Annotated in this window: 14 protein-coding genes; 5 read left to right on the top strand and 9 right to left on the bottom strand. The window is 70.0% G+C overall.

What is annotated here, in order from left to right; all coding sequences use genetic code 11:
* Nucleotides 1-23: 23 nt before the first annotated feature.
* The 7 genes from ABZ078_RS16005 to ABZ078_RS15975 are packed head-to-tail and all read right to left on the bottom strand — an operon-like array spanning nucleotide 24 to nucleotide 9,224.
* Nucleotides 24-2,402, bottom strand: coding sequence for a glycoside hydrolase family 3 N-terminal domain-containing protein (locus ABZ078_RS16005; protein WP_356575618.1), 2,379 nt, complete (start codon nucleotides 2,400-2,402; stop codon nucleotides 24-26).
* A 56-nt stretch (nucleotides 2,403-2,458) separates the two neighbouring features.
* Complete coding sequence (locus ABZ078_RS16000) at nucleotides 2,459-2,806, bottom strand: hypothetical protein (RefSeq protein WP_356575617.1); 348 nt, start codon at nucleotides 2,804-2,806, stop codon at nucleotides 2,459-2,461.
* 5 nt (nucleotides 2,807-2,811) lie between these two features.
* Nucleotides 2,812-4,008, bottom strand: coding sequence for a family 1 glycosylhydrolase (locus ABZ078_RS15995; protein ID WP_356575616.1), 1,197 nt, complete (start codon nucleotides 4,006-4,008; stop codon nucleotides 2,812-2,814).
* Nucleotides 4,009-4,037: 29 nt separating this feature from the next.
* Nucleotides 4,038-4,886: an ATP-binding cassette domain-containing protein gene (locus ABZ078_RS15990; protein WP_356575615.1), complete on the bottom strand. Its 849-nt coding sequence runs from the start codon at nucleotides 4,884-4,886 to the stop codon at nucleotides 4,038-4,040.
* Nucleotides 4,883-6,718, bottom strand: coding sequence for a dipeptide/oligopeptide/nickel ABC transporter permease/ATP-binding protein (locus ABZ078_RS15985; protein ID WP_356575613.1), 1,836 nt, complete (start codon nucleotides 6,716-6,718; stop codon nucleotides 4,883-4,885). The genes ABZ078_RS15990 and ABZ078_RS15985 overlap by 4 nt, the downstream gene beginning before the upstream one ends.
* Entirely contained in the window at nucleotides 6,715-7,656 is a 942-nt protein-coding gene (locus ABZ078_RS15980; protein ID WP_356575611.1) for an ABC transporter permease, read from the bottom strand. The genes ABZ078_RS15985 and ABZ078_RS15980 overlap by 4 nt, the downstream gene beginning before the upstream one ends.
* On the bottom strand, nucleotides 7,653-9,224 hold the full coding sequence (locus ABZ078_RS15975) for an ABC transporter substrate-binding protein (RefSeq protein ID WP_356575609.1): 1,572 nt from the start codon (nucleotides 9,222-9,224) through the stop codon (nucleotides 7,653-7,655). The genes ABZ078_RS15980 and ABZ078_RS15975 overlap by 4 nt, the downstream gene beginning before the upstream one ends.
* Nucleotides 9,225-9,631: 407 nt before the next feature.
* Here ABZ078_RS15975 and ABZ078_RS15970 point away from each other — a divergent pair, with 407 nt between their 5' ends.
* The gene (locus tag ABZ078_RS15970) at nucleotides 9,632-10,234 is read left to right on the top strand and encodes a TetR/AcrR family transcriptional regulator (protein ID WP_356575607.1); all 603 of its coding nucleotides are present in this window, start codon (nucleotides 9,632-9,634) and stop codon (nucleotides 10,232-10,234) included.
* 766 nt (nucleotides 10,235-11,000) lie between these two features.
* On the opposite strand, the gene ABZ078_RS15965 is transcribed toward ABZ078_RS15970, so the two are convergent.
* Nucleotides 11,001-11,444 (bottom strand): hypothetical protein, encoded by a 444-nt coding sequence (locus tag ABZ078_RS15965; protein ID WP_356575605.1) that lies wholly within the window; start codon nucleotides 11,442-11,444, stop codon nucleotides 11,001-11,003.
* A 485-nt stretch (nucleotides 11,445-11,929) separates the two neighbouring features.
* Between ABZ078_RS15965 and ABZ078_RS15960 the strand changes: the two genes are divergently transcribed.
* The 4 genes from ABZ078_RS15960 to ABZ078_RS15945 all read left to right on the top strand — a co-directional run bounded on the left by ABZ078_RS15960 (nucleotide 11,930) and on the right by ABZ078_RS15945 (nucleotide 16,405).
* Complete coding sequence (locus ABZ078_RS15960) at nucleotides 11,930-12,535, top strand: hypothetical protein (protein WP_356575603.1); 606 nt, start codon at nucleotides 11,930-11,932, stop codon at nucleotides 12,533-12,535.
* Nucleotides 12,536-12,622: 87 nt separating this feature from the next.
* On the top strand, nucleotides 12,623-14,140 hold the full coding sequence (locus ABZ078_RS15955) for an AarF/UbiB family protein (protein WP_356575601.1): 1,518 nt from the start codon (nucleotides 12,623-12,625) through the stop codon (nucleotides 14,138-14,140).
* 47 nt (nucleotides 14,141-14,187) lie between these two features.
* Nucleotides 14,188-15,261, top strand: a complete 1,074-nt coding sequence (locus tag ABZ078_RS15950) for a polyprenyl synthetase family protein (protein ID WP_356575599.1) — start codon at nucleotides 14,188-14,190, stop codon at nucleotides 15,259-15,261.
* A 52-nt stretch (nucleotides 15,262-15,313) separates the two neighbouring features.
* Nucleotides 15,314-16,405 carry a hypothetical protein gene (locus ABZ078_RS15945; RefSeq protein ID WP_356575597.1) on the top strand — a complete coding sequence of 364 codons (1,092 nt, stop codon included), beginning with the start codon at nucleotides 15,314-15,316 and terminating at the stop codon, nucleotides 16,403-16,405.
* A 586-nt stretch (nucleotides 16,406-16,991) separates the two neighbouring features.
* On the opposite strand, the gene ABZ078_RS15940 is transcribed toward ABZ078_RS15945, so the two are convergent.
* Complete coding sequence (locus ABZ078_RS15940) at nucleotides 16,992-17,540, bottom strand: hypothetical protein (RefSeq protein WP_356575596.1); 549 nt, start codon at nucleotides 17,538-17,540, stop codon at nucleotides 16,992-16,994.
* Nucleotides 17,541-17,939 lie beyond the last annotated feature (399 nt).

Raw genomic sequence — 17,939 nt, 5'->3', positions numbered from 1 at the left:
GCGGGATCTCCTCAAGTGTCTGTTCACTGCGGGGTGTCGACGGCGCTGGGCACTCCGGGCACTTCAGGGACGTGGACGGTCGTGCTGCACCGGATGTCGTCGCTGCTCAGCCCCGCCATCACCGTCACGTCGCCCGCCTCGCAGCCGCGCCGGCCGTCGGGCAGCGTGTAGGACAGCCGCTCGATCGGAGCCTGAAGGACGAGATCCGTCGACTCCCCGGCGGCCAGGGCCACGCGCCGGAACTCCAGCAGCCGGCGCACCGGGCGCACGACGCTCGCGTACTCGTCCCGGGCGTACAGCTGCACGACCGTCTCGCCCTCCGTCGCACCGGTGTTGGAGACCCTGACCGGAGCCCGAAGCACTCCGTCGCGCACATCCGCCTCACCGCCGTACGACACATCGAAGGCCGTGTACGACAGACCGTGCCCGAAGGCGAACAGCGGGCTCGGGTCGGCCAGGTCCCCGTAGGTGTAGGTGTCGCCGGTCGGGTGGTCGTAGCCGCTGCCGTGCCGGTGGCCGTGGTAGGCGGGGAGCTGGCCGAGGTGGCGGGGGAACGTGGCGGGCAGCTTGCCGCTGGGGTTGGTCCGGCCCAGCAGGGCCGACGCGATCGCGGTGCCGGCCGCCTCGCCGAGCAGCGGGGCGAGCAGGACGGCGGCGGAGGCACGGGTCACCCGCTCCAGGAGCAGCGGACGCCCGGAGACCACCACGGTGATCACCGGCCTGCCGGTCGCGGCCAGCAGGTCGACGAGCTCCTCCTGGTCGCCCGGGAGCGACGGTGACACGCTGGAGCGGCCCTCCCCGGCGGTGTTGCCGCCGACGCGCCCGGTGCGCTCACCGACGACCGCCACGACCACGTCGGCTCCGGACACCGCCGCCTTCACCGCCGACGCGTCGAGCCGCTCGTCCGCTGCCGGGGCGAAGGAACCGAGCGGCACGTGGTCGGTCTTCGCGTCGGACTCCCGCAGGGCCTCCAGCACCGTGAGCGCTTCGGGGTGGAGGGCGCGGGCCATCTCCTCGAACCGGGGCTGGAGTCCGGGCAGCGGGGTGGTGACGATGTCGGTGGCGGCGAACGTCGCCGGGTCGACGCCGGGGACCTGGCCGGTGCGTACCGCCTTGATGGCGGTGGGCATCTCGGCGGCGGCCACGGAGGTGTAGGCCCCGAAGTGGATGCGCAGTTCGTCGGCGGCCGGACCGGTCACGACGATACGGCGCTCTCCCTCGGTGAGCGGGAGGGCGCCGTCGTTGTGCAGGAGCACCAGGCCCCGCTCGGCGATCGACCGACGGACCCCGGCGGCGGCCCTGAGGTCGGGGCGCGGTAGCGGCGCCGGGCGCGGAGTGCCGCAGCCGGGGATGAGACCGGTCCTGGCCTTGATGGTGAGGACGCGGGTCACCGCCTGGTCGATCACCTTCTCGTCCAGGCGGCCGGCGGTCACCTCCTCCACCAGATGCGGGTAGTTCAGCGCCTGCGGCAGCTCGGCGTCCAGGCCCGCCGCGACCGCCTGCGCGGCCGCCGCGCCGCGGGAGGCGGCCGTGCGGTAGCGGGTCCGCAGCATGTCGACGGACTCGTAGTCGCTGACGGTCATGCCGGTGAAGCCGAGTTCGTGGCGGAGCAGTTGGGTCAGCAGCCAGTGGTTGGCCGCCGCCGGTATGCCGTCGATCTCGTTGTAGGAGTTCATGACCAGCGACAGCCCGGCCTCGGCGATGGCCCGGCGGAACGGCTCGGCGTACTCGTCGACGAGGGTGCGCCGCCCCAGCTGGGTGGTGGCCATGTTGAGGCCGCCTTCGGAGGCGCCGAAGCCCAGGAAGTGCTTGCCGGTGGCGAGCAGCCCGGTGTCCGCCCTCTCGCCCCGCACCCTCTGGATTCCCTGGACGAAGGCGACGGCGCATCGGGCGGCCAGCTCCGGGTCCTCGCCGTACGTCTCGTGGACCCGTCCCCAGCGCGGGTCCCTGCTGAGGTCCATCACCGGGGCGAAGAGGAGCTGGACGCCCAGGTCGCGCATGTGCGCCGCGGTGATCGACGAAGCCTGCCGGACCAGCTCCGGGTCCCAGGTCGCCGCCTGCGCCCAGGCCGTGGGGAACTGCTCTCCGGCAGCGTGCAGGAAGCCGTTGATCCCCTCGAAGTGGACCAGCCCGCCGATGCCGAAGGGTGACACCTCGCGCACCGCTCGCTGGACCTCGGCGAGCGCGTCGCGCAGGCTGTCGCCGTCCTGGGCGAGGAACCAGCCCAGCGACAGGTGGCCCACGCCGTGCGGGCACAGCTCCGCGACCCGGCCGGAGGCGAGTTCCATTCCTCCGGCGCCGTGGGCGAGCAGGCCCGGCAGGGCGAGTCCGCCGAGCTGGGCCACCTTCTGCTCCAGGGTGAGCCGGCCGACCAGGCCGGTGATGGTGTCAGGGGTGGTCATACGGTTCCTCCTGCGGGTGGTGGTTCGTCATGGCCTCGGCGACTGGCCGATGTCCGTCACTTCGTGGGCGCCTTCGCGGGCGTGAAGCCGTCGCCCGGAGGTGCGGTCAGCGCATCGCCGTCGGCGCCACGTCCGAGGGAGCCCGGAAGTTTCTGGGACAGGGTGACGATCGCTATGCCGAGGATGTAGCCGACGACGGCCTCGTTGCCCGGGGCCAGTTGGTCGACCGGCAAGGCGAGCGAGTAGGCCATCGGCACGATGACCGCCATCGACACGCCGAAGTTGGCCGCCACCAGGAGGGTGATGTGCGCACCGGGCATCTCGGAGCGGTCCGCGGGGGTGCGGGGCGGATGGGTGCCGTCCGTGTCGTCGGCGCGGGCTTCTTCGGCGGAGTCGGTGGACATCGACGTCATGGCCGCCCGCGCCGCGCGGCCTCGCCCAGCCACTTCAGGCTCGGCTTCGGCCGCCGCTCGAACGTCTCCCGGTCCACGGCGATCAGCCCGAACGTCGGCTCCCAGTGCCCCCATTCGAAGTTGTCCAGGGCGCTCCAGTGGAGGTAGCCGCGCACGTCGACGCCCTCGTCGACCGCCTGGAGGAGGTGGTCCAGCGCTTCGGAGGTGTAGGCGATGCGCCGCTCGTCGTCGGCGGTGGCGATGCCGTTCTCGGTGACGAGGACCGGCGTGTGGTCCGTCGCCGCCCACGCGTGGCGGACGGCGAGGCCGAGCGCGTCCGGGCGGTACGCGTTCCCGGTCAGGGTGTTGTCGGGGCTCACCGGGTGGGGGACGACGCCGTTCTCGTCGACGGCCTGGCCGGAGTAGGACTGGACGCCGATGAAGTCGTCGTCACGTGCGGCTTCCAGGTAGAGGTCTTCGCGCACGTACCGCACCTCGCGCAGTTTCACCTCGTTGCCCGGCGTGGCCGTGAGCGCCTGGCAGGCCACGGTCCAGCCGACGTTCGCGCCGGTGTGCCGCCGGAGGATGTCCCGGGCGGCGTGGTGTGCCTCGGCCAGTCGGCGCCCGATCGCCGGGTCCGGGTCCGGAAGCACCGGGCGGGCGGCGCCCTCGACGGTCGGGCTCGTCCACTTCTTCGCCGCGCCCGTCCGCGCGGCGTGACTCATCATCACCATCAGGGCCAGCATGTTGGGCTCGTTGATCGTGCAGACCCACTCGACGCCGTCCAGGACGGAGACCGCCGTGCGCATGTACGCCTCGAAGCGCTCGATCGCCCGGTCGTTCATCCAGCCGCCGTCCTCGGCGAACCAGCGCGGGTGGGTGAAGTGGTGCAGAGTGACGACCGGGGTGAGACCCAGGCCGACGGCCGTGTCGACCATCCGTCGGTAGTGGGCGAGTTCAGCGCGTGAGACGTGCCCCTCGGCCGGCTCGACACGCGCCCACTCGATGCCGAAGCGGTAGGCGTTCAGACCGGCGTCGGCCAGCAGCCGCATGTCCTCGGCGTAGCGGTGGTAGCTGTCGCAGGCGTCGCCGCTGCGCTCCATCCCGGGGGCGCGCTGCTCGCGTACCCACCAGTCGCTGTTGACGTTGTTTCCCTCGACCTGGTGCGGCGCGGTCGCCGCGCCCCAGAGGAAGCCGGGGGCGAGTTGCGTCATCGTCGGAATCCCTTTCTGGTGCGGTGAGGTCAGCCGCGGGGCCCGGCGGTGGGCGTGGCCGCCAGGCGCCGCCGTTCCTCCCGTCGTTGTCGCTGCCGGAGGGGATCGGCTACCGGCGCGGCAAGCAGCAGCCGTTGGGTGTAGGGGTGTTCGGGGGTGGAGGTGACGCGGTCGGCCGGGCCGGTCTCGACGATGTCGCCCCGGTACAGGACGGTGACCCGGTGGCTGACGTGCCGGATGACCGTGAGGTCGTGCGAGACGAACAGGTACGCCACTCCCGTACGGCGCTGGATGTCCACGAACAGGTCGAGCACGCGCGCCTGGGTCGACAGGTCCAGAGCGGAGACCGGTTCGTCGCAGACGATGAGCCTCGGTCGCGGGGCGAGCGCACGGGCGATCGCGACGCGCTGGCGCTGACCGCCGCTGAACTCCCGAGGCAGCCGCTCGGACGCGTCCGCGGGCAGGCCCACCTGGTCGAGCAGTTCCCGGACGCGGGCGCGCGCGTCGGCGGGGCTCGCCCCCTGCACCACCAGCGGTTCACTGAGGATGTCGCCGATGGTGAGGGACGGGTTCAGCGAGGTGTAGGGGTCCTGGAACACCACCTGGATGTCCCGGGCGAGGATCCGGCGCACCCTCGCCGGGGCGTGGGTGATGTCCTGCCCGTGGAAGTGGATCCGTCCGCCGTCGGCCTTGACCAGTCCGAGCACGGCGCGTCCGATGGTCGTCTTGCCCGACCCGGACTCGCCGACGAGCCCGAGGGTCTCGCCCTCGCGCACGCTCAGCGACACACCGTGCAGCACCTCGTGCGGGCGGGCGCGGAAACCGCGACCCGGATAGCTGACGCGCAGGTCGCCCACGTCGAGCAGGGGCGTGGTCATGACGCCTCCGTTTCGAGGGCCGCGTTCTTCCGGGGGGCCTCGGGCTCGGTCGTGGACGCGTCGGTCGCCGACCCGTCGGTGCGCACGGCGGTGTCGTCGAGGATGGAGTCGAGCAGCATCCGGGTGTAGGGGTGCTCCGGCGCGCGGAACAGATCGAGGGCCTGGCCCGTCTCCACGACCCTGCCCTCACGCATGACCGCGATGCGGTCACAACTGTCGGCGACCACGCCGAAGTTGTGGGTGACCAACAGGACGGCCATGTTGAGTTCCTTCCGCAGGTCGCGCAGCAGGTCGAGGATCTCCGCCTGCACGGTGACGTCGAGCGCGGTGGTCGGCTCGTCGGCGATGAGGAGCAGCGGCCGGCTCGCGACGGCGCCCGCGATGAGCACGCGCTGGGCCATGCCGCCGGAGATCTGGTGCGGGTACGACGCGAAGGTGCGCTTCGGGTCGGGGATGCCGACGCGGCCCAGCAGGGCGAGGACGCGCTCGCGTGCCTCGCGTCGCGACAGGGCCGTGGCCGCGCGGACGCCCTCGACGAGCTGCGCGCCCACGGTGAACGACGGGTCGAGGTTGGACATGGGCTCCTGCGGGACGTACGCGAGGGACGTGCCGCGTATCGCGCGCAGTTGACGCTCCGTCAGCCCCAGGAGTTCACGCCCGTCGAGCCGGATCGAGCCCCGGGTGACGACCGCTTCCGGGGGCAGGACGCCGAGCGCGGCGAACGCGGTCTGGGTCTTCCCGGAGCCGGACTCGCCGACGAGCCCGAGCGTCTCGCCGGCCTCCAGCGTGAGACTGACCCCGCTGACGACCTCCTTGAGCTCACCCGTCGGTGTCGGATAGGCGATGGCGAGGTCCTCGACGACCAGCAGTCCCGCTGTGCCACCGCCGGCCGGAGCCGTGCCGTCAGGCGTGGCAGCCGGCCGGCGCTCGGGCGCGGTGATCCGCGAGGCTTTGGGCCGTCCGCCCTCCAACGCGTCCCGCAGCGCGTTGCCGAGCAGCACCAGGGAAGCGGTCATGATGCCGAGCAGGAGGCTGGGCCAGAGGAACTGGAGGGGCTCCTCGTAGAGGTTGGTGAAGCCGTCGGCGACCATCGCGCCGAAGCTGGCCACCGAGCTCGACCCGATGCCTAGGAACGCCAGCCCGGACTGCACCGCGATGGACGAACCGGCGAGGAACGCGGTGGCGATGACGATCGGCCCGCGGACGACGAAGAGGACGTGCCGGCGCAGGATGCGCCGGTCGGGCAGCCCGGAGACGCGGGCCGCGTCGACGAACAGCTCGCTGCGGACGCCGACGACGAGATTGCGCACCAGGCGGTAGACACCGGGGGAGAGCAGCACCCCGAAGATCATCATGGTCACCCGGTAGTCGCCCTTGGTCACCGGCAGCAGCACGATGAGCAGCAGCAGCCCCGGGAAGGTCATGACGAGGCTGAACAGCCACTCGGTGACGCCCCGGACGCGGCGGTCGAAGTAGCCGCCGATCAGGCCGAAGGTGACCCCGATGGCCAGGGCGATGCTGGTACCGATCAGGGCGGAGACGACGCTGGTGTTGATGGAGTTGAGCAGCCGCGCGAAGATGTCACGCCCGCTCTTGTCCCCGCCCAGCGGGTAACCGGGCGTTCCGGGGCCGGCGTTGACCGCGTCGAGCGAGGACTCGTCGGGACCGTGCGCGGTGAGCAGCGGGGTCAGCAGGCCCAGCAGAACCACGACCAGCAGGATGCCCGCGCTGACGACGGCCTGGGGGTCCCGCCGCAGGGTGCGCAGGGGCGAGCGCCGGCCGGCCGCGGCCGACACCCGAGACGCGTCGGACGTGTTCGGCGCACTGCTCAATGGATCCTCGCCTTCGGGTTGAGCCAGCCGTTGAGAAGGTCGACGACCAGGTTCACGCACACCACGAGCAGCACGCCGAAGAGGCTGATGCCCATGATGATCGGGACGTCGCCCTGCAGGGACGCGTCGAAGGCGTAACTGCCGAAACCCGGCAGCGCGAACACCTTCTCGATCACCAGGGCCCCGCCGAGCATCTGGACGAACTCCAGGGACAGCACGGTGAGCGCCGGACCCGCGGCGTTGCGCAGGGCGTGCCGCAGCACGATCGAACGGGTCGGAATGCCGCGCGTGCGCAGAGTGCGGACGTAGTCCTTGCGCAGCTCGCCGATCATGGCGCCCCGGATCTGCGCCGTCAGACTGGCGATGCCCGGGACCATCAGGGCGAGCACCGGGATGGTGATCGTCGCCGCCCACCGCACCGGGTCCTCGGCGAGCGGTGTGTAGCCGGTGGCCGGCAACCAGCCCAGCTCGATGGCGAGCAGGTAGACGAGGGCGACGGCGATCAGCAGGTTCGGCACGAGGAAGCCGACCAGCGAGGCACCCTGGGCGACACGGTCCACGACACCGCCACGGGAAGCCGCGAGCACGCCCAGCACCACGCTGACCACGGCGGTGAGCAGGAGAGCGGCCAGCACCACCGACAGCGTGACACCGAGCCGGGCGGCGATGGCCGACCGGACGGGTTCGGCGGTGAAGTACGAGGAGCCGAGGTCGCCGCGTACCGCGTGGGACAGCCAGTCGAGGTACTGGATGACGAGCGGGCGGTCGAGCCCCATCCGGGCCTGCTGCTCCTGGACGCGTTCCTCGGTCGCCCCGCTGCCGAGGAGGGCCGCGGCGACGTCGTCGAAGGCCGTGCCCAGCAGCAGAAACGTGATCATGGTGACGAGTACGGCCAGGACCAGGCCCGCGCCCAGCCGGCGCAGCACGTAAGGAATCACGGTGAGTCCTCCGGGGCCTGGTCCGCGATGCCGAACTGGCGGATGCTGCTGAAGGTCGAGGACCCGTCACCGAGGTACGCGATGCCCTTCTTCGTCACCCAGTCGGTGCCGACCTGGAACACGGGCGCGTTCCACGCGTTCTCGACGGCGAAGGTGTTGATCTCCTTGTACGCCTTCGCGGCCTCGGCAGGATCGAGCGCGCTGTTGGCCTTGCTCAGCAGCTTGTCGAGGCGCGGGTCGGTGGAGTGGAAGACATTGCGGTAGCCGTTCGGGCTGAAGAAGTTCCGCACCTCCATCGGGGTGGGGCCCAGCCCGTCCGCCACGAAGAACATCGGGTACTTCTTCGACATCAGAGCCGAGACGCTCTGCTGCGCGGGCACCGTGTCCCACTTCACCTTGATTCCGATGTCGGCCAGCGCCTGGGCGATCGTCGGTTCGAAGGGCTTGGTGAAGAACAGGCTCGGCATGGTCACGGAGAACCCGTTCGAGTATCCCGCCTCGGCCAGCAGCTTCCTGGCCTCGGCCGGATCGTGGGTGTACGTCTTCTCCAGGGCGGGGTCGTACGCGTCGCCCTTGGGGTTGAACATCTGCACCGTCGGCCCGCCGGAGCCGCGCAGGATCCGCTGGGCGATCTTCTCGCGGTCGAAGGCCATGTTGATCGCCTTGCGGACCCGCACGTCCTTCAGCGGCTCCAGCACCGTGCCCGCACGGTCCGCCAGCACCAGGGTGCCCGCCGAGGTCGCCCGCACGTGCTCGACGTCGAACCCGGCCGACTTGAGCGTGCCCACCTGCTCCGCCCCCACGCTGCCGGCGTTGATCTCGCCGGCCTTCAGCGCGTTGACGGCGGCGGTGTGGTCGGCGATCACCCGGATCTTCACGGTCTCGAACGGGTAGGTCTTCTTGTTCCAGTGGTCGTCGCGTCGCTTGAGGACGTAGACCGAGCCGTTCACCGTCGTGCCCTTGTCGAGGGTGTAGGGCCCCGACCCGACCGGGTCGAGCGCGGCGATCTTCGAGGTCATGGTCTTCGGGTCGCCGATGACACCGGCGGCGGCCGACAGAGCGGACAGCAAGGCACCGTCCGGCTGCTTGAGCTTGAGGACCACGGTGTGGTCGTCGGGTGCCGTGACCGTCGAGACGGCCGCGAGTTGCACCTGGGTCGGGCCGGACGCCGTCCTGGTCCGGTCCAGGGTCGCCTTCACCGCGGCCGACGTGACCGGTGCTCCTGAACTGAAGGTCATGCCGTGGCGCAGCTTCAGTGTCAGCGTGCGCGCGTCGGCCGAGTACTTCCAGCTCTCCGCCGCGCCCGGGCGCAGTTCGCCCTTGTTGTCCAGTTGGAGCAGCGTGTCGTAGAGCGACTCCCATATGTAGGCCTGTTGGCCCTCGCTGAGCTGCGTGGGATCGAACGAGTTCGGGCTGCCCAGGATGGCCAGGGACAGCGTCGAGGTCGTGCCCGACGACGCCTCGGCCGGCTGGCCGTCGCATGCCGTCGTCGCCAGCAGAGCCGCGGCGGCGACCGTGGCGGGCAGGCCCCGCGACCACGGTCGAAGGTGCGGGAAACGGGTGCGCATGAGGCGGTCTCCTTCGGCTGCGGGATGTCCGTGGGGACGTGGTGCTGGAGAAGAACGGTGGAAGGCGCCATGGCCTTCGTCGTCGCACGGGAACGCGTGGGAACGGCGGGGTTTGGGTGGCGCTTCGGCCAACACTTACCACTAGGTTGGGTTTCGCTGGACCGTAGGGGCGCGGAGGCTGGGCGTGAAAGGGTAGGGACAGGCTTCGTGATAAGACCGTTACCTGCCCCGGTCGCCGAGGTGCTGCGACGACCGGCCATCAGCGGGTTCATCTCGGCGGCCTCACCTGTGTGGATTCCGACCGCATGGTAAGAATTGACTTGTGGGCCGGGCCTCCAGGCGACTTCTCCAGCGGGCGCCGCATCGGTCAGGAGCGGAAGCGATTGCCTTCGAGGAGGGACTTCATCGTGGACAAGGCAAGAAGTCGCGGGCCGTATGCGAAGACAGCGGCCCGGCAGGCGGACATCCTGCGGGCAGCGCGTGACAGCTTCGCCGAACGCGGCTACGCGGGCGCCACACTGCGCGACATCGCCGAACGGGCCGGAATCACCCACGCCGGCCTCTTGCACCACTTCCGCAGTAAGGAGGAGCTTCTCGCCGCGGTGCTCGCCCAGCGCGACACCGAGGAATGGCAACAGGGCAGGGCGCAGGTCGACCGGCCGGAGTCACTGGGCCCCTACCTCGTCGAGGTGCTGCTCCACCACCAGAAGTCACCGGAACTGATGCGGCTGTGGCTGGAACTCGCCGCCGCCGCCTCCCGCCCGGACCACCCCGCCCACGCCTACTTCGTGAACCGCTACGAATCCAGCCGCACCCACGTCGCCCGGGCCGCTCGCGAACGCGCGGCCCAAGGGCAACTCCGCAAGGGTCTCTCCCCGGAGCACGCTGCCGTCCTCTACCAGGCCGTGCTCAACGGACTCCAGATGCAGTGGCTGCTCGACCAGCAACTCGACATCATCGAACCGCTCAACGCCTTTCTCGACCTGATCCACACGCCGGACGATCCATGAGCGATCCCTTGGGGGAGGGAGGACACGTCGGCGTCCAACGCGCGGTCGGCCGGCGTGGGAGGCGGTGATCATCAGGTGGCGGAAGTCGGCGGCGGGCGCGTCCGGTTGAGCCGTCAGGCTCGCCGGAGCAGGCGCGGAGACGCCCCTTGGCGCGCGTGGCGGCGCACACCCGTTCTTCGGCCAGGCCGCCGCGGTGTGGGGCCGACCTCGCGGCCGGCCGGCGCGTACTCCAGCGAGGTGAGGACCAGGTCGGCGTCCGGCGTGCAGAGGTCTCCCAGGCCACGACTCTGCGGGAGAAGGCATCGGCGATCCGTAGATGCCGCCGCAGTCCTGGTGGATCTGTCGGATCTGGCTGACCTCATCGCTGTCGGGCCGGTTCATGCCGCGAGTGCCGTCCGCTGCTGACGCGGCGTCCTGACCGTCTAGATGTCTGAGTAGGTGGCGAGATGATGTCGTCGAGCGAGTTGTCGGTGACGTCAGTAGACGGTTGGGCACGCCCGAGATGGCCTTGATTTCGCTGAGGACGGCCAGTGCCTGCGTGTCCGTGTCGAGTCGGTCCACCGGGCCCCGGCCGCACAGGCCGGGTCCGGCGGTGGTGACTCGGCGGCCGAGCCGCCGCTCAAGGTCACCGGGTTCTTCCAGAGCACGAGGAGCAGGCGGGTACTGGAGCAGGCCGTTGGCAGTCGGTCTGTGTCGCGCCAGTCAGCTCGACGCCGGCTGACAAGGACCGCGTACGTAGGCGCCGCCCTAACGGGCGGCAAGTCTGTCAGCCGTCATAGCGCTTGAGGTAGAGGAGTTTGCCGTATTCCTGGCCCAGCCACAGGCGCCGGTCCTCGCCGAAGTCGGTGAGGTTCGGGTTGTCGAAGGTGTGGGGGTGGTCGGTGTCGGGGTTGACGTTGACGACAACGCGTTCCAGGCACCACGCCGGATCGGGGCCGACGGGCTCGAACCTCAGGTAGGTGGGGTAGCGGTCGAGGTCGTCGGTGTCGAGCTGCGGCCTTCGCGGGTCGTTGTAGGCGGGATTCTCGACGTTGGCGTCCTCACCGAGCACGAAGGTCCAGTTGTCACCGGTCCGGGTGCCGCTGGCGGTTCCGGCGGCGTCGAGCACGAACTCACGGCCGGCGATGCCCAGGTACACCCATCCCTGTGTACCGGCATGCGATACGTCAGCGGTGCGGACATGCGCCTCGATTCTGGTGATCCTCGCCATTGGATGTCCTCCGTTCTCCAGTCGAGTTTCCTCGGCGGCGGATAACCACAGGGGATTTATTGATTTGATCCCCTGGCGCACAACCACAAATCCCTGCCACCCAAAGTGACAGTTTTTCGTTCTGGATTGTCAATGAATGCTTGTCTCCGGCTGATTCCGGTCGGTTTTTCACTGTCCCTGAGCGTGCTCTACAGGCCGGACCTCCGGGCAGTAATCAAATACTATGTACAAGTGGAGCTGGCGGCGCATCGCGCCGTTCCCCTTCTTCGGTCGTTGTACCACCCTCTCGTGAGACCGACGCACGCCGGTCGCTCATTTCTCCCGAAAAAGAGCGCTCCCTCGATTGGGCGAATTCAAGGGAGACGTTGTTTTCGCCCGCCTCCGCCGGTCAGGATCAAGACAGTAAGCTGCCCCTCCCCCAAAACTCCCCATTCTCCCAGGGGTAGCGCGCATCCCGGGTCCCTGCATCCGTCAGGCCGGTACACATGTTTTCCGCCGAATTCCCGGAAAGGGTGCTTGCCATGTCCCGTCGCAATTCCCGTACATCGTTCAGTCATGCGTTGCGCAAGATCGTGCGTGCCACGGAGGACCTCGTTGACGATGCGCTGGACAGAGCAGGGGATTTCGAATGCGGTGTGCGGCGCTCGGTCAGTCGGGCTCTGGATGACGACGACTACGACGACGACTGCGACTGGGACTGGGACGATGACTGCGACGACGACTGGGACCGCCGACACGGCCGCCGCCGTCGTCGTCGTGACGGCCGTCCCCGTTATGACGGCCGCCGTGGTGACGACGGGTACCACCGGCTGAGGCCGGACGAGGGCGAGCCCTACGCGTCCGATTCCCGAGCGAGGACGCGTTCACGTTCCGTCGGTGAGCCCTCCGGGGACCAGGAGGAACTCACGGCGCTCAAGGACCAGTTGGAGCTGTTGCGGGGACGCATGGACAGACGGTGGGCAGGGTCGGACCACCCGGGAGACGGAGGAGCATCGGTGCCGCGCTCACGTGGAGCGGAGGACGTCGGGGCTCTGAAGGACGAGGTGGCGCGCCTCGCCGACCGTATCGACCGCATCCGTGATGCACGCTGATCCGCCGGCGGCCCGCCCCCCGCGGCGCCGGCCGGAGAGAGCGGTCGGATCAGGAGCCGCGGACGGCCGAGGGCGGGAGCAGGGCCGGTGAGCGCGGGTCGGGGACGTCTGCTGATGCGGACGGCCGCCCGTCTGGCCCGACAGGAAGCGGCGCTGGCCGTCACGCCTTCGGGCAGGACGGCAAGCGGTGAGGACCTGGGGGCCGTACGCCGGGCCCGCAACATCCGCCACGCCTTGGAGAGTCTCGGGCCCTTCTACATGAAGGTCGGCCAGATGCTGGCCACCCGGCCCGACATCGTGACCCCTGAGATGATCGACGAGTTCGAGAAGCTCCAGGACGAGGCGTCGCCCGCCCCCTTCAGTGACTTCGAGCCGGTCCTCCAGCAGGAGTTGGGACCGGGGTGGGCTGGGCGATTCCGCGACATCGACACCGAGCACCCTTTGGGCACGGCTTCCCTGGCCCAGGTGTACCGGGCGGAACTGCCGTCCGGCCGACCGGTCGCGGTCAAGATCCAGCGGCCCGGCGTACGCGAGACGGTCAGTGCGGACATGAAGCTCATGGGCACCCTGTCACGTTCCGTGTCCCGCCGGGCCTGGCGCTTCAACGAAGTCATCGACATCGAGGCCATGTTGAACGTGGTCTTCGACGCGATGCGGCCCGAGCTCGACTTCGTGATGGAAGCCCGGAACATGACCGAGGCCGCCCGAGCGGCAGCGGACTTCGAGTACGTCGCGGTGCCCGAGGTACTCAAGGCCACCGGACGGGTCCTGGTGCAGAGCCTCGCCCCCGGAACGCCGATCCGGGAGGCGGACAAGGACGCGTTCAGTGCCGAAGAACGCAAGGCCATCGGGCAGGATCTCCTCGCCTTCATGTACCGCGGTTACTTCGTCGACCGCATCTTCCACGCCGACCCGCACCCGGGGAACATCTTCGTAGCCCCAGGCCACCCGGCCACCATGATCGACTGGGGCATGGTCGGACGCATCGACCGGCCCATGAGCACCAGCATCCTGCTGATGCTGCTGAATCTGGCGATGAACGACGGAGCCGGCACCGCCCGGGCCTGGATCGACATGGGCAGCGCCACCCCGTGGTCGAACACCTCGGCTTTCGCCGGCGACATGGCCGCGCTCGTACCGCAGATCGCGACAGCCTCCCTGGAAGAACTGAACTTCGGTGTGACGCTCACCGCCGTTCTGCAGCACTCCACGCGCCGTGGCATCCGTACCAGCCCGATGGTCTCCATCCTGGGCAAGTCCTTCGCGAACATCGAGGGGTCCATCCGGCACCTGTGCCCGGAGCTTTCCCTCATCGACGTCTTCTCCGAGGAACTGGTCGGCATCGTCACCGACCTGGTCAAGGAGTCCCTCTCCCCGCAGCAGGCCGTCCGTACCGCCCTTGAGGTGATCACGGCCGGGACTGCCGCGCCCCAGCAACTACGGGGAATCACCAAGGACCTGTCGAACCGGGACTTGAGCATGCGCATGACCCTCAACGGGGCCCACTCGACGGACCGCTCCACCGGCCGGCGCAGAACAGCGACGGACATGTCACTGGCGCTCGCCACCGCCATGCTCTGGAACCACTACACCAAAGACCGGTGACCGGGACGCCGGACCTCGCTCAGTCCCGACCGCACTGAGGAAACCCGATGAGCACAGATCTCACCGAGGCGCTCGACCTCGACGCCATCCGCGACCGCGTCGACACCGTCCTGGCCGATTTCCTGCGCCGCCCGCCGCCCACCGTGCCGCCGCAGCGGGGATGCGGCGACGAACTGGCCCAGTCCTTGCGGGACTTCGTCCTTGCTCCCGGCAAACGCATCCGGTCACTGCTGTGCGTCCTGGGCTGGCAGGCCGCGGGTGGTGGTGACGGTGAGGAAGCCCTGTGGCGTACGGCGGCGAGCCTGGAGATCTTCCACGCCTTCGCTCTGATCCATGACGACATCATCGACGGCAGTCAGACACGCCGGGGCCGCCCCAGCGTCCACCGGGCCTTCGCTGCCCGGCACCGGGCCAGGCCGGACGCCGACGCGTTCGGCATCCATGCCGCCATCCTTCTCGGTGACCTCGCTCTGACCTGCTCCGACGCCCTGATGAACACGGCCGGTCTGAGCACACGGCAACGTGACACCGTGCTGCCGCTGATCGACACCATGCGCGGCGAGGTCCTCCTGGGCCAGCACATGGACCTCATGGCCACCGGACGGCCCACCGACGACGTCGAACACGCCATGGCCATCGCCCGGCTGAAGACCGCCAAGTACACCGTCGAAAGACCCCTGCACCTGGGCGCCGCCCTCGCCGGCGCCGACAGAAGGCTGTTCGGACTGTGCTCGGCGTACGCGCTTCCCCTCGGTGAGGCGTTCCAACTCCGCGACGACCTTCTCGGCGTCTTCGGCGATCCCGCCCTGACGGGCAAGCCGGTCCTCGACGACCTCCGGTCGGGCAAGGCCACCGTGCTCATGGCCCTCGCCCTGAGACACGCCACGCCGCATCAGCGCCGGACGCTCGAAGCCCTGATCGGCAGACCGGACCTCGAGGCCGAGGACGCCGGGCGCGTCCGGCACATCCTCCAGCGCACCGGTGCCCGCGACATGGTCGAAGGAATGATCAGTGAGCGGTACGAGACGGCGCTGCGCACCCTCGACCCCACCATGCTCAGCCCGCAGACCATCCACGCCCTGCGCCATATCGCGACCCGTGTCGTAGTCCGCGCCACCTGACCGCCCGCGTCACACGAGGCCGCGTATCACCCCCCGGGAGAGAGGAGATCCGGTGGCCGGTACCGCTGTCGACAGCCCACCCTTCTACTGCCCCATCGAATCCGCCATCCACCCCCAGGCCGAGGAGGCCGAGCGCCGTGCGCTCGCCTGGGTCCACCGAAGCGGCCTGTGCCGCGGCGACGCCGAACGCGCCCGATTCGCCGGCACCCGCAGCGCCGACTTCTACTCCCGTTTCGCCCCGCACGCCGACCTCGAACGGCTGTGGATCACAGCGTGCTGGGTCTACTGGGGTTTCGCGTTCGATGACGCCCGTTGCGACGAGGGACCCTTCGCCACCGATCCCGCCGCGTTCGCTTCCATGGCCTTCTCGGTCCAGCGCGCCCTGGAGGTACCGGGCCTGCTGCACTGCGCCGACCCCTACGCGGCAGCCTTGCACGAGATCGGGGAACTCTTCCGCGCGTCCGCCGGCCCCGTTCAGAACCGCCGTTTCCATCATGCCCACCGCGCCTGGCTCACCGGCGTCCAGTGGCAGATCGGCAACCGGGCCACGGGCCACATGCCCGACCTCGACGAGTACCTCGCCATGCGTCTGCACTCAGCCGGCGGCGAGCCCACCTACGCCATGCTGGAGATCGCCAACGGCCTCGACGTACCGGACCGCGAGATGGACTCACCCGCGGTCTGCGCCCTGACCGAAATGGCCATCCTGGTCGCCGCGCTCGACAACGACCGTCACTCCCACGCACGGGAGATCAGCCGCCGGCAGACCGGACAGAACATCGTCAGCGTCCTCATGGCCCACCACGACCACTCCCTCCCACAAGCCATCGACGAGGCCATCGCCCTGCGCGACGCGGTGCTGGAGCGCTTCCTCCGCCTGCGCGACCTGATCACACCGCGCGCCAGCGCACCGCTGCGCCACTACCTCACCGACCTCGGACACGGCATTCGCGGCAACATTGAATGGGGCCTGCACGTCCCGCGCTACCTCACCCGAAACAATCCCGCCCCCGCCCCCGCTCCCCAGCCCCGCATTCCCGCCCAGACGGCCCCCAGCCACTGGACGGACACCCCTCGCACCAGCCAACAGGACCCTCGATGCCTCCCGTCCATCGCGTGGTGGTGGAAAGACCTGGCCTTCTGAAGGACATCCTGGACACACGAGACACCGCCGTTTGGTGAAGGGTGCGGGCATGGCTGGCCGGTACGGGCAGGGGCGGCGTCAACAGGCCGGTCCTCGTCGGCTGTGATGCGCGCTCTGGTGAGGGAACTGCGGGCCACGGTCCCCCAGACGTGTGAGCGTTCGTAGCTGCGAGCTTGATCAGGGCGAGTGCGTGACCCGGTGCCGTAGCCGAGGGCGCCGGCGCTGAGGAAGAAGCGGCTGACACGACCGCGCGTATGGGAGTCGGCACCTTGAAGCCGGAAGGCAAGAACCGCAACTGCAGGGGCGGGGGTGCTCGCCGGTCCTCCTACGACGGACCACAGTGGGGCATGAGCGCGCAAATCTACGACGCCGAACGCCTGCACCGCCGGCTGAGACGGTAGTCGAGCCGGTCCGGAACAGCATGGCGGGTGAGGTCGCCAAGCGGGCGGATGCGGCCGCCGACGGTGATGCGCCGACTGCCGAGATCCATGTCGCCCAGCAGGATCGTGCAGGCGATCTTCAGAGCTCTGTCGAGCCGTGACCTGCGAGCCGACGGTCGGCGGCCGCTGCGGTCGACGCGGTGATGTCAGGCCGGCGGCAGCAGTCGGGCGGTGAGGCCGGCGACGAGAGCCGATCGACGGGGCATTTCGGCGATGATCGCGTACTCGCCCTCGGCGTGCGCGTGCGCGCCGACCGCGCCGAGGCCGTCGAGGGTGGGAACGCCGATCCCGGCGGTGATGTTGCCGTCGGACGCACCGCCGACGCTGAGCGCGCGGATGTGCCCGAGGCCGAGGTCCGCGGCGGTGGCGCGCGCGAGGGCCAGCAGGTGCGCGGCCTGGCTCGCCTCCCTCGGCGGGCGGTTGGGACCGCCGTCGACGGTGAGCGCGGCGCCGGGCAGGACCGGGGTGAGCGCGGCCATCCGCTGGTGCAGGGCGTCCTGTTCGGCGCGGGTGGTGGCGCGGGCGTCCACGTGGAAGGTGCCCTCGGCCGGCACGGTGTTGGTCGCGCTGCCGCCGGCGGCGAGGGTCGGCGTGACGGTGACCGTGCCTACGAGGCAAGGCTGGACGCCGCGCTCGTCGCACAGACCCTCGCACCCCGCTACGCGCGCGTGGTGCTCGTCACGAACTGCGTGCACCTCGGCGAGGGTGACGGGATCACCACCGTCTGTCCGATGCTGCAACGGCTCGCGGAGACGGGCGTCGAGGTCATCGAGCGGGCCCGTGTCAGCGCGATCGAGTGCGGCCCGTCGGCGACGCGCGTGTAGCGCACCGCATGGTCGACGCGGTCGAGGAGGCCGAGGCGGCGGTCGACGCACGGCTGAGGGCCGGCGCGGGTGTGGCCACCACGGCGGGCGCGTAGGCGAGGCGGACGCGTCGTGGTCGGTGTGGGTGCGGTCTGCTCTGGACTCGTTGTAGCTGAACCACGGGGTTCCGCCTGTGTCGTCGACAGCGACGGTGAGGCTCCTGGGCAGCGGCACGGGCGCCCGGCTGGCCTGGCGGTGCGGCTCGGTGCCGTCCGTATCGGGAGTGAGGAC

This window comes from Streptomyces sp. NPDC006385, from assembly GCF_040612485.1.
GTDB lineage: Bacteria > Actinomycetota > Actinomycetes > Streptomycetales > Streptomycetaceae > Streptomyces.
The sequence above is the reverse complement of the archived record's forward strand: the minus strand, read 5'-3'. Positions and strand labels throughout refer to the sequence as shown.

Coding starts and splice junctions, on each gene's coding strand:
- ABZ078_RS15995 (WP_356575616.1), bottom strand. CDS start 4,008: ATGACGCAACTCGCCCCCGGCTTCCTCTGGGGCGCGGCGACCGCGCCG.
- ABZ078_RS15975 (WP_356575609.1), bottom strand. CDS start 9,224: ATGCGCACCCGTTTCCCGCACCTTCGACCGTGGTCGCGGGGCCTGCCC.
- ABZ078_RS15990 (WP_356575615.1), bottom strand. CDS start 4,886: ATGACCACGCCCCTGCTCGACGTGGGCGACCTGCGCGTCAGCTATCCG.
- ABZ078_RS16000 (WP_356575617.1), bottom strand. CDS start 2,806: ATGTCCACCGACTCCGCCGAAGAAGCCCGCGCCGACGACACGGACGGC.
- ABZ078_RS16005 (WP_356575618.1), bottom strand. CDS start 2,402: ATGACCACCCCTGACACCATCACCGGCCTGGTCGGCCGGCTCACCCTG.
- ABZ078_RS15965 (WP_356575605.1), bottom strand. CDS start 11,444: ATGGCGAGGATCACCAGAATCGAGGCGCATGTCCGCACCGCTGACGTA.
- ABZ078_RS15950 (WP_356575599.1), top strand. CDS start 14,188: ATGAGCACAGATCTCACCGAGGCGCTCGACCTCGACGCCATCCGCGAC.
- ABZ078_RS15960 (WP_356575603.1), top strand. CDS start 11,930: ATGTTTTCCGCCGAATTCCCGGAAAGGGTGCTTGCCATGTCCCGTCGC.